The sequence below is a fragment of the Salinimicrobium terrae DSM 17865 genome (genome assembly GCF_000424665.1).
Taxonomy (GTDB): domain Bacteria; phylum Bacteroidota; class Bacteroidia; order Flavobacteriales; family Flavobacteriaceae; genus Salinimicrobium; species Salinimicrobium terrae.
Map to the genome: position 1 here is coordinate 1 of NZ_AUKI01000011.1, position 13,380 is coordinate 13,380.

Here is a 13,380-nt window from a genome sequence, read left to right on the forward strand (position 1 = left end):
CTAGAGAAAGGGTGGCATACATTTGCTTGAGTCGACGATTCTCTTCCTCAAGTTCTTTGAGTCGCTTAAGCTCTTTACCATTCATTCCGCTAAAACGCTCTCGCCATTTGTAAAAAGCAGCGGTGCTTACACCATATTCACGACTGATCTCGGCAGCTGTTTTACCGTTATCGAATTCTTTGAGGATCTTAGAGATCTGCTGTGGAGAAAATTTACTTTTTTTCATACTGTTTAAAATTAAGAATTATTCTACTTTTAAACAGTTCGGTTTTAAGGGAAGCTTACACAATGTCTGGTGAACTTACCGTTTTTTTGACAAACTATCAAAAGTCCTATACTTTAGAAACAATTTCGACATTGTCGACTTGCTCTTCTTCGCCAGTCTTACGGGAAACCAAAAGCGCAATGGAAGAGGAAGAACAAACTTATTAAGGAGATTTTAACCTATTGAAAAACGATTTAAAACATTCTTTGTTTGACGAAAACCTTTTTTCGAAAAGACGTAACATGAAATAATTAAGTTCAGAATATACCAATGTAATTGACAACTGTTATGACGGTGTAACAGCTACGAAAATCTGTGTAGATCAGAATATAGGAGAAAAACGTATAGAGAAATGTCTGAAGCTGAGCCTGGATTGCATTGATTTATTAATTGCCTGTGCTGAATTGCTTGCGAGCCAGAGTCTGTGCCCCCACCTGAGCCAGGTGACTTCTGCGAAAATTGTGAGTATTAATAAAAATGGATGCTGATTTCCTGCTTTTTTGAGATCTTTGCCTCTATGAATTCTATCAGCGATCTTAGTTGAGCTTTCCTTTCATCTGAAGTCTTCAGCGGATCCAGTTCTATAATTACTTTTTTTATTGCCGAAAAAAAGTGCATAGTGGAAATGCCGCTTACCAGCATGAATCGTCGAAAGTACGTCAGATCAGTATCTGTAGGTAACGCCCACGAGCTCGTTCAGACGCTGGTTGTGCGGCGCGAAAAACGCCTCCATCTCGGCTCGCAACCCCGGATCAACCTTTGTTTTTTTCCGGGTGGTGGTGAGGCGCAGAGCACGGGAACGTATCGCCTGAGCCACACGCCCATGCGACCCAGTTACAACGAAGGGGTAATTTATCCAGGGGTAGCGCGGATACTCCGTAGCCTTCCGTGCATGGACCTCGTCCCGCAGCGCATCCCGCGAAGGCACACCTAGGAAGTCGAACAACCCGTTCATGGTAGCAAGCGGATCGCTAATCATGTTCTCGAACGTAAGGAAGTACATCTGCTCGGCTGGCCATAAAGCCAGGTACCGCTCCACCTGATCGGCGTACACGCTGCGCTGGATGCAGTGTCGCTTATGGTAGAAGCATTGTTCAAAGCTCATATACTCTCCCCCACTCCACACCATTTGCCAGTAATGAGAATGTGCCCGCGCGATAGGCTCACGCAGGATCCAAACCAGCTTCACATCTCGATCATAGTCGTAGATGCGGTCAGGAGCTCTCTCATCCCAGGAGTAGGTCGGCGATTTCTCACCCACAGCCGTATAGGCAGCACCCTCCGAAAACTGTGCGCGGTACCAATCTGACCCTCTACGATACCGATTGTCAACACTGAAGAAGTGCAAGTCACGAGGGTGCATGTAGATTTCCGGGTGCATCCCGAGGTAACGCTGGAGCGTCGTCGTTCCAGCCTTGGTAGAACCTACCACCAGAAAGTCAGGTCTCGTATCCATTTCGATTTTTGTCATGTGCAGAAGAACAAGCTTTATTATTTTTAACGGGTGCAAAGGTAACTAAAAAAAAATTGTTTCTAAATTAGAGGAAGTAAGAAGGGCGGATTTTTTTTCAGAAGTGCCCGGGTTGAAACGGGGAGGGCAATAATTTCTAAGAAGGTCTTGAAAAAGAATTATCTTCTTGTACCATTCTTCAAATATTGACCCCATTCTTTATAGCGGCATAGACATTTACAAGAGGATAAGAAATCATCTTAAGTGGAAAATAAACTCCTTCGCTATTCCCATAGACCTGAGAACTAAGTAAGAACGTTCACCAGTGCACATTGCAGCAGTATTCGGGAATATTCAAGGATCCAACATTATTATCAACTTAACTTCCCAATTTTCTATAAAGGAACTCGTGCCTTATCAGCTAAGTATTTAATGTCATACTACCATTCCGGCAGCTACGGTTTCATTTGTTCCTTCATCAATGAGGATCAAACCACCGGTATTACGATTTTCCCGGTAGGGATCTAACATTAAAGGACGGTTAGTCCGAATGGTAATGCGAGCTATGTCATTCATTTCAATTTTCTTGTCCTCTGTGTTTCGTTCAAATGTGTTGATGTTTATTTTATAGACTATATTTTTAATTATAGCCCTTTGTTCATTTGAAGAGTGAACTATTGTATATTTCCCTCTAGCCTGGGCAGGATCATTGTTGAGCCAGCATAGCATTACATCAAATTCCTGTTCAAGTCCCGGCTGGTTATTTTTCTTCACAATCATATCCCCACGACTAATGTCTATGTCATCCTCTAAAGTCATGGCAATGGACATGGGTGCATATGCTTCCTCCACTTCCTGATCACCTGCATTTATAGATTTGATTTTTGAAGTAAACCCTGAGGGTAATATGGTAATTTCATCTCCTACCCTATAGATTCCACTGGCAATTCTTCCAGCATAGCCTCTATAGTCTCTGTTTTCTTCACTTTGTGGACGTAGTACTGTCTGCACCGGGAATCGTGCATCAATTTTATTGATATCACTGCTAATGTGAAGGTTTTCCAGGGTACTAAGTAAGGTTCCATTCTGATACCATTCCATGCTTTCGGACCTGTTAACTACATTATCTCCTAACAATGCGCTAATAGGTATGAATCGAACATCCTTCATCAACAGTTTAGAAGAAAATTCTTCAAATTGTCCAACAATCTTGCTATAAACTTCTTCGGAAAAATCAACAAGATCCATTTTATTAATACACACGATCAAATGTGGGATATTGAGTAAAGACGCTATAAAAGAATGACGTTTTGTTTGCTCAATCACCCCATGACGTGCATCAATTAAAATCACCGCTGCATTCGCGGTAGATGCACCAGTCACCATGTTCCTGGTGTACTGTATGTGACCAGGGGTATCCGCTATTATAAATTTACGTTTAGGTGTAGTAAAGTAACGGTAAGCTACATCTATTGTAATTCCTTGTTCGCGTTCATCTTTCAAACCATCAGTAAATAAGGCAAGATCTACTCCATTATGTCCCTTCTTTGCACTGGTTTTACTAACCGATTCCAGCTGGTCCTCAAATATAGATTTAGAGTCATATAAAAGTCGGCCTATTAATGTAGATTTTCCATCATCAACACTTCCTGCTGTTGTGAACCTTAATAATTGATTGTTATCTATTTCCATATCGACTTTCTAAAAATATCCTTGCTTTTTCCTGTCTTCCATTGCTGTTTCACTTCGCTTGTCGTCTGAGCGATCTCCTCTTTCTGTTTTCCGCATAGCAGAAACTTCCTGCACAATTTTTTCAAGCGTATCGGCATCAGATTCTATTCCCCCGGTTATAGTTATATCTCCCAGAGTTCTAAAACGAATCTTTTTATTTTCTACCTTCTCACCTTCTTCTAATTTCAGAAACTCTGAAACCGGGATCCAGGAATTGTTCCTATAAACCACTTCCCGCTCGTGTGCCAGATATAAAGAAGGAATGCTAATATTTTCACGTTTGATATAATTCCAAACATCCATTTCTGTCCAGTTGCTAATTGGAAAAGCTCTAAAATGCTCTCCTTCAAAATGTTTTCCGTTCAACAAGTTCCATAATTCTGGTCTTTGATTCTTGGGATCCCATTCACCAAAATCGTTTCGATGTGAAAAAAAACGTTCTTTAGCCCTTGCTTTTTCTTCATCTCTTCTGCCTCCCCCTATAGCACAATCGATTTTGTTAGATTCAATAGCATCTAAAAGAGTGGTAATTTGAAGTGCGTTTCTTGTTGCATTTTTTCCTTTTTCCTCTGCAACTCTCCCGTTGTCTATGGATTCCTGGACAGAGCCCACGATTAGTTTTACTCCCAATTCCTTAACAAGATCATCCCTAAAATTTATTGTTTCTGGAAAATTGTGACCTGTATCCACGTGCATCAATGCAAAGGGAATTTTAGCAGGAAAAAAAGCTTTTCTGGCTAAATGGGTAACGAGTATGGAGTCTTTACCCCCGGAAAAAAGAATTACAGGATTTTCAAATTGGGCCCATACCTCTCTCAATATATAAATTGCTTCAGATTCCAGTTCGTCCAGGTAGTTCAAATAGTATTTACTCATTGTACACCAATTTTTCCTTTAAATATTCCGTGATTTTTTCTACAGACTCTTCTACCGACATCTGTTGGGTTTTTATCTCTATTGCCGGATTTATGGGCGGTTCATATGGGGAGCTGATACCGGTAAAGTTTTTAATCTCGCCGGCTCTGGCTTTCTTATAAAGTCCTTTGGCATCTCTTTCTTCACAAACCGAAATTGGAGTATTTATAAAAATCTCAATAAAATTTTCTTTTCCAATTATTTGCTTTGCTTCCTGCCTATCCTCCCTTAAAGGAGAAATAAAAGCAGTTATAGTAACTACTCCCGCATCCATGAAAAGTTTAGCCACTTCGGCTATCCTTCTATTATTCTCCTTCCGATCTTCAAGTGAAAAGGTCAATCCACCATTAAGACCACTTCGAATATTATCTCCGTCAAGAGAATAGGTTTTGATTCCATTGCTGAAGAGAACCTGTTCCAGATGATTTGCAATAGTAGATTTTCCTGATCCGGAAAGCCCCGTGAACCAAATTACAAAAGAATTGTGTTGATTTTTACGGTTACGTTCCTCTCGTGAAATTTGATATTCGTGTTTAGTAATATTTGGGGACATGAATTTCGTAATTCGTTAATTTCTATTTATTCAAATCTTTTTAATTACACATTTGATTAGCTATTGCTTTTGTTCATTTTCTATTATTAGCTGCTCATTTTCATCTTTCGTTTCCGTTACTGCTTTACCTTTACTTCTGCGGCCCGGTAACCCGTAATCAATCTTATACCAGGTCCGTTCGTGCAGGTAGTATAGGATCATTTTAGTAACAACTTCTGCTATTCCTATTTGAACTCCTGTCACAGGATTACCGGTTATTATCCAGGCCAATAGCATTGTATCTAAAGTCCCTACGACTCTCCACGATATAGTCTTGGCAAGGTGTCTTTTTTTACTGTCATCTCCATTCTTTTTTACACCAAGCTTAACTTTAAACCATAATCTTTCATGGAAGTAATAAAAGATCATCTTTGTAATCACCTCTGCCAAACCTATTTTTAGACCTGTATAAGGACTGCCCGATATAAACCATGACAGCAATATAGTGTCAATAGTTCCAATGATCCTCCAGGTGATAGCTTTGGCAATATGCCTTTTATGGGAACTATCCTTCATTGGAAACTAAAAAATGTCCGTTCAGAAGATTTTTCCGGTTGTAAATCATTGATTTACCCGTATCTCTGGAAATACAAGTCAACCCAACGGCTTCACATATGGCTTGCCCTGCGGCTGTATCCCATTCCATTGTAGGTGCAAAGCGAGGATAAATCTGTGCTTCACCTTCGGCTATCAAACAAAACTTTAAGGAACTTCCTTTCGAAACCACTTCGATCTTTTTGTTATAGCGGCTTGTTAACGTTTCAATATAGGTTCGAGTGTCTTCATTCATATGGGAACGGCTACCCACAACTCTAATTAAATTTTCATTTTTAGAAGCTTTTATCTCCTGTGCATTTCTAATTACGTCATGAACTCCATAATCGTGATTTACAGTAGATTTATAAGCTTTTCTTTTTTCAACATCTGCGAAATAAATAATATCAAGTGCAGGGGCAAAAATCACCCCCAGCTTCGTCTTTCCTTCAATAACAAGTGAAATATTTACAGTAAATTCTCCATTTCTTTTTATAAATTCCTTTGTTCCATCCAAAGGATCCACAATCCAACATTCAACCCACTCCTTTCTTATACTGAAATCGATTTGTTTATTTTCTTCACTTATAATCGGAATTCCTGTAGGAATTAAATAATTATTAATGATTTCATTAGCTTTTGTGTCTGCAATTGTCAGGGGGGAATGGTCTTCTTTGGAGTCAACAACCAATTCATCCTGCTCATAGATTTGCATAATCTTTTTTCCGGCGGCAATTGCTCCCTTAAGAGCTATATGTAAATTTTCTTCCAAATTTCATTATTAAAATAAATCCTTAGTCTGCAAAGGTAGGCCGATGCTAGCAAAAAAGCACAACCATCTGTCTTAAAGAACTGTGAAAAATCCAATGTTATATTGATGCATTCTATAGAATTTATATTGTTAATAATAAAAAACACCTGACTAGTGAAAAAACACAAAATCTCTTTTTAAGAAAATTTTCTCTAATCATTGGGTATTTCTTCAAAAAAAGTAAGAGACAATGATTTTAATTCTTACTATGGATGTAAAATCACCATTCTCGGAGAACATCAATTCATCTTCAAATTTTATCTTGTTAATTAATTCCCTATAGCATAAAAATCAAAACCTATTTCTTTTTTAGTTTTTGAGTTTAGTAATCTTCTACCATCAAATAGGAAGGCAGGTTTGTACATTTTATCATAGATTTTCTTCCAATCTAAATTTACAAACTCATCCCACTCTGTAAGAATTGCAACGGCATGAGCATCTTCACAAGCAACCAATGCTGAATCCACGACCGTTACCGCCTGTCGATTGACATCACCACTTCGGCTTCCCAGGTAATCTAGGTCAGAGTAAATCTGTTCTTCTGTTACCTTTGGATCATACACCTCTATCTCTGCCTGCTCGTTTAATAAGTAATCAGCGACATATATTGCTGCCGATTCACGGGTGTCATTAGTATCTTTTTTAAAAGCCCATCCTAAAATAGCTATCTTTTTACCTGCCACTGTGTTAAACATAGTCTGTACCATATTGGCCGCAAAACGCCTTTTTTGATGATCATTCATAATAATCACCTGCTCCCAATAGTCTGCTACTTCGTTTAATCCAAAAGATCTCGAAATATAAACTAAATTTAAAATATCTTTTTGAAAGCATGAGCCACCAAATCCAACCGATGATTTTAAAAATTTTGATCCTATTCTGGAATCCTTTCCCACAGCACGAGCTACTTCATCCACATCGGCCCCGGTTACCTCACAAAGTTGAGACATGGCATTAATGCTGGAAACTCTTTGTGCTAGAAAGGCATTTGCTGTCAATTTCGATAATTCAGAGGACCATACATTTGTAGTAAGGATATTTTCCTTAGGTATCCAGGTTGCATAAATATCCACTAAGGCATTTACAGCTTCCATTCCATTTTCTGTTTCTATGTCCCCTCCAATTAATACCCTGTCAGGATTTAATAGATCCTCTACAGCAGTGCCTTCGGCCAGGAATTCTGGGTTGGAAAGAATCTGGTATTTGACACCATTTCCCGTGTTGTCGAGGATATTTTTTAAAGCAGCAGCAGTTCTTACCGGTAAAGTTGATTTCTCAATTACGATCTTATCATCTTTTGCAACTCTTGCTATTTGTCGGGCACATAATTCTATGTATTTAAGATCGGCCGCCATACCTTTTCCAATTCCGTAGGTCTTAGTTGGCGTGTTAACCGAAATAAAGATCATGTCTGCTTTTTCAATGGCTTGATCCACGTCTGTTGAAAAAAATAAGTTCTTTCCTCTCGTTTCCTTCACAATATCGGAAAGACCAGGCTCGTAGATAGGAATTTTCTCTACATCGGGATCATTCCATTTTTTAATTCTATTCTCGTTAATATCTACAACCGTAACCTTAATCTCCGGACATTTCTGTGCGATTACCGCCATCGTAGGACCGCCAACATAACCAGCGCCAATACAGCAAATATTTTTAATTTTCATTTTCTTTTAATTTCACTCTTGTATATTTCCAAATTTTAGAAGATTCGAAAGTACCCGTATTATACCAGTTCACAAATTTACATTACCTATTAAAGCTTCTTATCACATTTATCCCCCAAAACCCCCTTCACATCATAAATCACTGTTTGCCCATTTTTAAATTGGTCAAAGTCAAGGTCCAAAAACTGTTTATGAGCAACTGCCAGTACCACTGCTTCAAACTTACCTTCAGGAAGTTTTCTGGTGGTGGACAATCCATATTCATGCTGAACTTCCTCAGGATTGGCAAGAGGATCATATATAGTTATGTGAGTTCCATATTCCTTCAAATTTTTTATTACATCTACAACCTTTGTATTACGTACATCTGGACAATTTTCTTTAAAAGTAACCCCAAGAATTAAAACATTTGCTCCTTTTACTTTCTGGTCATTCTGGAGCATAAGTTTTATTACTTCCGAGGCTACATAATTTCCCATGGAATCATTCATTCGGCGACCAGCCAAAATAATTTCGGGATGATATCCTATTTCCTGAGCTTTTTGGGCAAGATAATAAGGGTCAACTCCTATACAATGTCCTCCCACAAGACCTGGTTTAAAAGGTAAAAAATTCCACTTTGTTCCTGCTGCCTCTAATACGTCCTGAGTATCTATTCCCATCATATTGAAGATCTTTGCAAGCTCATTGACAAAGGCAATATTAATGTCTCTCTGGGAATTCTCTATAACCTTTGCTGCTTCTGCCACTTTTATGGTTGGAGCGAGGTGGGTGCCTGCAGTAATAATTGAAGCATATAACTCATCAACCTTTTTACCAATTTCGGGAGTTGAGCCAGCTGTAACCTTTAAAATTTTCTCAACTGTGTGCTCCTTATCCCCTGGATTGATTCTTTCCGGAGAATATCCTACAAAAAAATCCTTATTAAATTCTAAGCCACTGGCGTTTTCTAAAACTGGAACACATTCATCTTCGGTTGCCCCTGGAAAGACGGTTGATTCATAAATCACAATATCTCCTTTTTTCAGGACCTTCCCTACAGACTCACTACTCTTATAAAGGGGAATTAAATCAGGGCGATTGTTTTTATCCACCGGGGTGGGTACAGTAATTACAAAATAATTGCAATCCTTAATGTCTTCCAACTCATAAGTACAATACAATCCGTTTTCATATGACGGTGTCTTTAACAGCACCTCTTGTAAAACCTCGTTTTCAACTTCCAGAGTAGTATCTTTGCCTTGTCTGAGCTCCTCTACTCGACTTTTATTAATATCAAATCCAATTACAGGATATTTAGTCGCAAACAATCTGGCTAAAGGCAGGCCTACATATCCCAGACCAATGACGCCAATTTTAATCATATTTAATTTCTTTTATTTCCTCCACAAATGATATATATATTCTGCAGGCTGAGGCTGCAAACCATACCTTTTAAAGGTGCTTAATGCTTTTTTATTAATCTCCTGGGTTCCACTCAATACATATTTACACTCATTTTCAATTAAACGGGTTTCAATAGCTCTCATAATTGCAAATGACACTCCCTTGCCTTCATATTTTCTTTTGACCGCCAATAGAGGAGCATAACCGGTATTTCCGTCAATTTTTATAGTTGCAAAACCTACAACTTCCTCATCTACCTTGTAAACCAAAACTTCATCTGCAATAACTTTCTTTATTGAATTTCTTATCCAGCACTCAAATAATTTTCTATATACCTCCTTAGAAATTCTGGGATCATTCCCAAACCTACCATTCTGTCCAGCCAATAAAGCCAGAGAAATTAAGTCCTCAGAAGGCTCTTGCTCCTCATATAGTGATATATTAGGATGAATAATTGTTTTGTTTACCATCTCCTTTACAATAGGAATCCTGGTGGAAACCAATTCAAGATGGTAAAACCTGCTTTGCAATTTTTCTTTAGAAATTTTTATGGTTGAAGTATAGTAACCTAATTCTATATTTTGATCATATAAATTTTCCAGCTTTTCACCCATGTTCTCGGACAGGGAATTATTTTTAAGTTTTGCCACAGGAAACTTAAAAAAATTGGAATCCCATTCCAAAACATCATAAAACTGATTCATTTTGTAATGATTAGGTTTTTATAATACCACTCCACCGCCTCCTTTAATCCAGCCTCAATTCCGTATTTGGGATTATAACCCAACAGCATTTTCGCCTTTTCAACAGAGGCCAGAGAGTGCGGAATATCACCTGCCCGGGGTGGCCCGTATTTCACTTCAACATTAGCTATCTCAGGATCATATTCTGAAAGATACTCTTTGAGTAGCTGTGTAAGTTCTTTTAAATTGGTCCTGTCCCCTACTGCAGTATTGTACACTTCGTTTAGCGCTTCCTTATTCTCTGTGGTCAAGGCCAGCAAATTCATTTGGATCACATTATCTATATAAGTAAAGTCCCTGGAATAAGTTCCGTCGCCGTTGATTACCGGACTTTCATGATTCATGAACTGAATAACGAATTTGGGGATAACAGCTGCGTATGCTCCATGTGGATCTTGCTTTCTTCCGAAAACATTAAAATAGCGAAGGCCAATGGTATCCAGACCATAAGTAGAATAAAAAATATCTGCATATAATTCATTCACGTATTTGGTTATGGCGTATGGTGATAAAGGTTTTCCTATTTTGTCTTCAACTTTTGGTAACGCTTCAGAGTCTCCGTAAGTAGAAGAACTTGCTGCATAAACAAACCTTTTCACACCTGCATCTTTCGCAGCAACTAACATATTAACAAATCCGGAAATGTTTACATTATTACTGGTAATAGGATCATTAATAGATCGAGGGACAGATCCTAAGGCCGCCTCATGCAGCACATAATCTGCTCCTTCTACTGCTTTTTTACAGTCATCGAGATTCCGGATATCCCCTTCAATTAGGGTGAAATTAGGATTGTCCTGAAATGCTGAAAGATTTTCTCTCTTCCCGGTAGCGAAATTGTCAAGACAAATTACTGAAGTATTTAATTCAAGTAAGGTTTCACAAAGATTGGAACCTATGAATCCGGCCCCGCCGGTAACTAATACTTTTGAAGAACTGAGCAATTCAAACTGTTTGCTGTTCATTAAATAGTTTTTGGTTTAACTCTTATGATTGCGGTCAAAGGTAAAATTTTCAAAGAAGGATTTTACTAATTTCCTCTTAAAGAAGCTTCTTTTCCGGAAATTGGGTGGACTCGTAATGCACCACTTCTGTCGCAATTGTTATTCTTTCCTTTGGACCGGTATTTTTTCTATTGATTCTGTTTATAAGCACCTCCATCGCTGTCTCTCCAATCTTATGTGGGGATTGGTCTACATAACTTAGAGATGGTGTAAGATACTTGGCCATTCCACCCCTTACAAAACCTATAATTTTAAGATCTTCGGGAATTCGTATATTGTTTTCATAAGCCAAACGGTAAGTGAGCATTGTACTATCAAAATCACTACCCAAAACTGCTTCCACTTTATCCTCAAGTAACATTTTCAATATCTTTTCTTTCAAACTCTCTTTTTTAGCCGAATTAGCCAGGTAAAAGGTGTGATTATCCCCCAAGGCTTCCCGATATCCTTCTATTCTTGCTTTGCCTACCCCCATATGATGAATGGAAGTAGCAATTCCAATCTTGCTCAGACCCTTCTTTTGTAGATCTTTGGTCGCGTCATAAAATACTTTTCGATCATTAATCCCTACTTTATCAACCGGCATATCAAAATCTATACGATCATAAAGCACTACCGGAATATCATATTGAATAATGTTCTTAATGTGGTCAAATTCCTTCTTCCTTTGTGTTTCTTCAGCAATTGCAATTAAAACTCCATCTACAAAGCCTGCAGTGAGCATTTCTGCTATTTGTTTTTCCCGTTCATGAGATTCGTTGGAGATATACGTTATCAACTGTAAACCCTCACGTTGTGCCCTTTCCTCCATTCCCGAAAGAACTTTTGCAAAAAAGGAATTCGCAATGTTAGGTATTAAAACCCCAATTGTTCCGCTTTTACTACTCTTTAAGTTTACGGCAGTTGGATTAGGTCGATACTTATGAAGGGCCGCTAACTCCTTAACCCTTTCAATTGTTTTAGGGCTAATTTCGGGGCTGTCGTTTAAAGCTTTTGAAACTGTAGATACAGAAACGTTCAGTAATTTCGCCAGTTCCTTAAGGGTAATTCTGGTTTTCATTTGAAAAGTATCAAGAGGTTAAACACAAATGTAGTAAAGCCGCGTTAATTGGAACATTTTTAGCCTGAAACTTCCCGAAAATTTTATACATTATCATAAAAGTAAAATAGAAATGAAATTTTTTAGCAGCTATTGGTTTTACATTATTGCAGCTCTTATAACTATTTTGGGTCTTATTACCGGATGGTACTTCTTTTTTCTTTTAGTAATACCATTTGGCTTTTTTAAGTTCGGCGGGAAAGATAATAAGAAGTAGCTGCGTTAAATAATTACTAAACAATCCCTCCTATTTGCAAACATGAATTCGGGGACGTAACTTAATCTTGAACGAAAAAAGACAATAATGAAACAAAAAGGAACTTTATCTCAGACCCTGAATATGCTAAGGACTGAAGAAGGCTATGAAGAAGATTTCAACCTCCTGGATGAGGAACTAAAATCGAAAGAAAAAAGAGAAGAGTTTCTCTCTCAAGATTTTGTGGTAGATGAAGTCTATCGTTTTGAAGGTCCTTCAAATCCGGGAGACCAGGCCACTCTTTATGCTATTACTACCTCTTCAGGAAGAAAAGGAGTACTTGTGGATGGATACAACTATACTTCCGGACAAATTTCTGAGGTATTACTAAAAAAACTTGACCTTAAAAGTAATCGTCCTACTTCAGAATAGATTTGCATTTACATTATACTTATTGTATATTTGAATACTAATTAATAAAACCATAAATAAAAACTATGAGTTACTTAGGTTTAGACGCCAAAGAGACGTCAAATACAGTTCAGGAACTTAATGTTCTATTAGCAGATTATCATTTATATTATCAAAAACTCCGAAATTATCACTGGAATGTCATAGGAAAGAATTTTTTTGATCTTCACGAAAAATTTGAAGAGCTTTACGATGACGCCAAAATAAAAATAGATGAAATCGCAGAGCGTATACTTACCCTTAGATATCAACCGACAAGTAATTTAAGTGAGTATTTGGAAAAATCTAATTTGAACGAGTCAAAATCAGATCTTTCAGATTCTCAAATGATCAAGAATCTTTTAGATGATCATGGAACTATTTTAAAGCAAATGCGTAAAGTAGTGGAAGTGGCCGATAAAGGAGGCGATGAAGGTACAATTGATCTTATTGGGGCTTACATCAGGGAGCTTGAAAAAACCAGTTGGATGTTGGATGCCTGGAAAATGAAAACTTCCGAACAACATAAGCCGGTGTAAA

General features: G+C 38.0%; 14 protein-coding genes. 2 read left to right on the forward strand and 12 right to left on the reverse strand.

Going from position 1 to position 13,380, the window contains the following annotated elements:
- The 12 genes from H148_RS0102620 to H148_RS0102690 all read right to left on the reverse strand — a co-directional run.
- Window positions 1–226 (reverse strand): transposase (locus H148_RS0102620; protein ID WP_029033401.1); only part of this gene is annotated, 226 nt, incomplete at its 3' end.
- Window positions 227–929: 703 nt separating this feature from the next.
- Window positions 930–1,736, reverse strand: coding sequence for a sulfotransferase family protein (locus H148_RS0102630; RefSeq protein WP_156877192.1), 807 nt, complete (start codon window positions 1,734–1,736; stop codon window positions 930–932).
- A gap of 414 nt (window positions 1,737–2,150) precedes the next feature.
- Window positions 2,151–3,407: a sulfate adenylyltransferase subunit 1 gene (locus H148_RS0102640; RefSeq protein WP_029033403.1), complete on the reverse strand. Its 1,257-nt coding sequence runs from the start codon at window positions 3,405–3,407 to the stop codon at window positions 2,151–2,153.
- A 9-nt stretch (window positions 3,408–3,416) separates the two neighbouring features.
- Complete coding sequence (cysD, locus tag H148_RS0102645) at window positions 3,417–4,322, reverse strand: sulfate adenylyltransferase subunit CysD (protein WP_029033404.1); 906 nt, start codon at window positions 4,320–4,322, stop codon at window positions 3,417–3,419.
- On the reverse strand, window positions 4,315–4,914 hold the full coding sequence (gene cysC / locus H148_RS0102650; RefSeq protein WP_029033405.1) for an adenylyl-sulfate kinase: 600 nt from the start codon (window positions 4,912–4,914) through the stop codon (window positions 4,315–4,317). Before cysC ends, cysD begins: the two co-directional genes overlap by 8 nt.
- A 60-nt stretch (window positions 4,915–4,974) precedes the next feature.
- Window positions 4,975–5,469, reverse strand: a complete 495-nt coding sequence (locus tag H148_RS17105; protein WP_083961555.1) for a DUF2061 domain-containing protein — start codon at window positions 5,467–5,469, stop codon at window positions 4,975–4,977.
- Window positions 5,459–6,259, reverse strand: a complete 801-nt coding sequence (cysQ, locus tag H148_RS0102660) for a 3'(2'),5'-bisphosphate nucleotidase CysQ (RefSeq protein WP_029033406.1) — start codon at window positions 6,257–6,259, stop codon at window positions 5,459–5,461. The genes H148_RS17105 and cysQ overlap by 11 nt, the downstream gene beginning before the upstream one ends.
- A gap of 308 nt (window positions 6,260–6,567) precedes the next feature.
- Entirely contained in the window at window positions 6,568–7,962 is a 1,395-nt protein-coding gene (locus H148_RS0102670) for a nucleotide sugar dehydrogenase (protein WP_029033407.1), read from the reverse strand.
- Window positions 7,963–8,051: 89 nt separating this feature from the next.
- A complete protein-coding gene (locus tag H148_RS0102675) occupies window positions 8,052–9,326 on the reverse strand; it encodes a nucleotide sugar dehydrogenase (protein WP_029033408.1) in 1,275 nt (424 codons plus the stop codon).
- A 12-nt stretch (window positions 9,327–9,338) separates the two neighbouring features.
- Window positions 9,339–9,998 carry a GNAT family N-acetyltransferase gene (locus H148_RS0102680; protein ID WP_169578539.1) on the reverse strand — a complete coding sequence of 220 codons (660 nt, stop codon included), beginning with the start codon at window positions 9,996–9,998 and terminating at the stop codon, window positions 9,339–9,341.
- A gap of 50 nt (window positions 9,999–10,048) precedes the next feature.
- The gene (locus tag H148_RS0102685; protein ID WP_029033410.1) at window positions 10,049–11,056 is read right to left on the reverse strand and encodes an SDR family oxidoreductase; all 1,008 of its coding nucleotides are present in this window, start codon (window positions 11,054–11,056) and stop codon (window positions 10,049–10,051) included.
- Window positions 11,057–11,132: 76 nt separating this feature from the next.
- Window positions 11,133–12,155, reverse strand: a complete 1,023-nt coding sequence (locus H148_RS0102690) for a LacI family DNA-binding transcriptional regulator (protein ID WP_029033411.1) — start codon at window positions 12,153–12,155, stop codon at window positions 11,133–11,135.
- Window positions 12,156–12,498: 343 nt separating this feature from the next.
- Here H148_RS0102690 and H148_RS0102700 point away from each other — a divergent pair, with 343 nt between their 5' ends.
- A complete protein-coding gene (locus H148_RS0102700) occupies window positions 12,499–12,822 on the forward strand; it encodes a hypothetical protein (protein ID WP_029033412.1) in 324 nt (107 codons plus the stop codon).
- A gap of 65 nt (window positions 12,823–12,887) precedes the next feature.
- Complete coding sequence (locus H148_RS0102705; protein ID WP_029033413.1) at window positions 12,888–13,379, forward strand: Dps family protein; 492 nt, start codon at window positions 12,888–12,890, stop codon at window positions 13,377–13,379.
- Window position 13,380: the final 1 nt, after the last annotated feature.

What these genes read in the sequence shown, in the direction of transcription:
- H148_RS0102630 (WP_156877192.1), bottom strand. Translation starts at nt 1,736, where the DNA reads ATGACAAAAATCGAAATGGATACGAGACCTGACTTTCTGGTGGTAGGT.
- H148_RS0102670 (WP_029033407.1), bottom strand. Translation starts at nt 7,962, where the DNA reads ATGAAAATTAAAAATATTTGCTGTATTGGCGCTGGTTATGTTGGCGGT.
- cysC (WP_029033405.1), bottom strand. Translation starts at nt 4,914, where the DNA reads ATGTCCCCAAATATTACTAAACACGAATATCAAATTTCACGAGAGGAA.
- H148_RS0102675 (WP_029033408.1), bottom strand. Translation starts at nt 9,326, where the DNA reads ATGATTAAAATTGGCGTCATTGGTCTGGGATATGTAGGCCTGCCTTTA.
- cysD (WP_029033404.1), bottom strand. Translation starts at nt 4,322, where the DNA reads ATGAGTAAATACTATTTGAACTACCTGGACGAACTGGAATCTGAAGCA.
- H148_RS0102640 (WP_029033403.1), bottom strand. Translation starts at nt 3,407, where the DNA reads ATGGAAATAGATAACAATCAATTATTAAGGTTCACAACAGCAGGAAGT.
- H148_RS0102685 (WP_029033410.1), bottom strand. Translation starts at nt 11,056, where the DNA reads ATGAACAGCAAACAGTTTGAATTGCTCAGTTCTTCAAAAGTATTAGTT.
- H148_RS0102690 (WP_029033411.1), bottom strand. Translation starts at nt 12,155, where the DNA reads ATGAAAACCAGAATTACCCTTAAGGAACTGGCGAAATTACTGAACGTT.
- H148_RS0102705 (WP_029033413.1), top strand. Translation starts at nt 12,888, where the DNA reads ATGAGTTACTTAGGTTTAGACGCCAAAGAGACGTCAAATACAGTTCAG.
- H148_RS0102700 (WP_029033412.1), top strand. Translation starts at nt 12,499, where the DNA reads ATGAAACAAAAAGGAACTTTATCTCAGACCCTGAATATGCTAAGGACT.
- H148_RS17105 (WP_083961555.1), bottom strand. Translation starts at nt 5,469, where the DNA reads ATGAAGGATAGTTCCCATAAAAGGCATATTGCCAAAGCTATCACCTGG.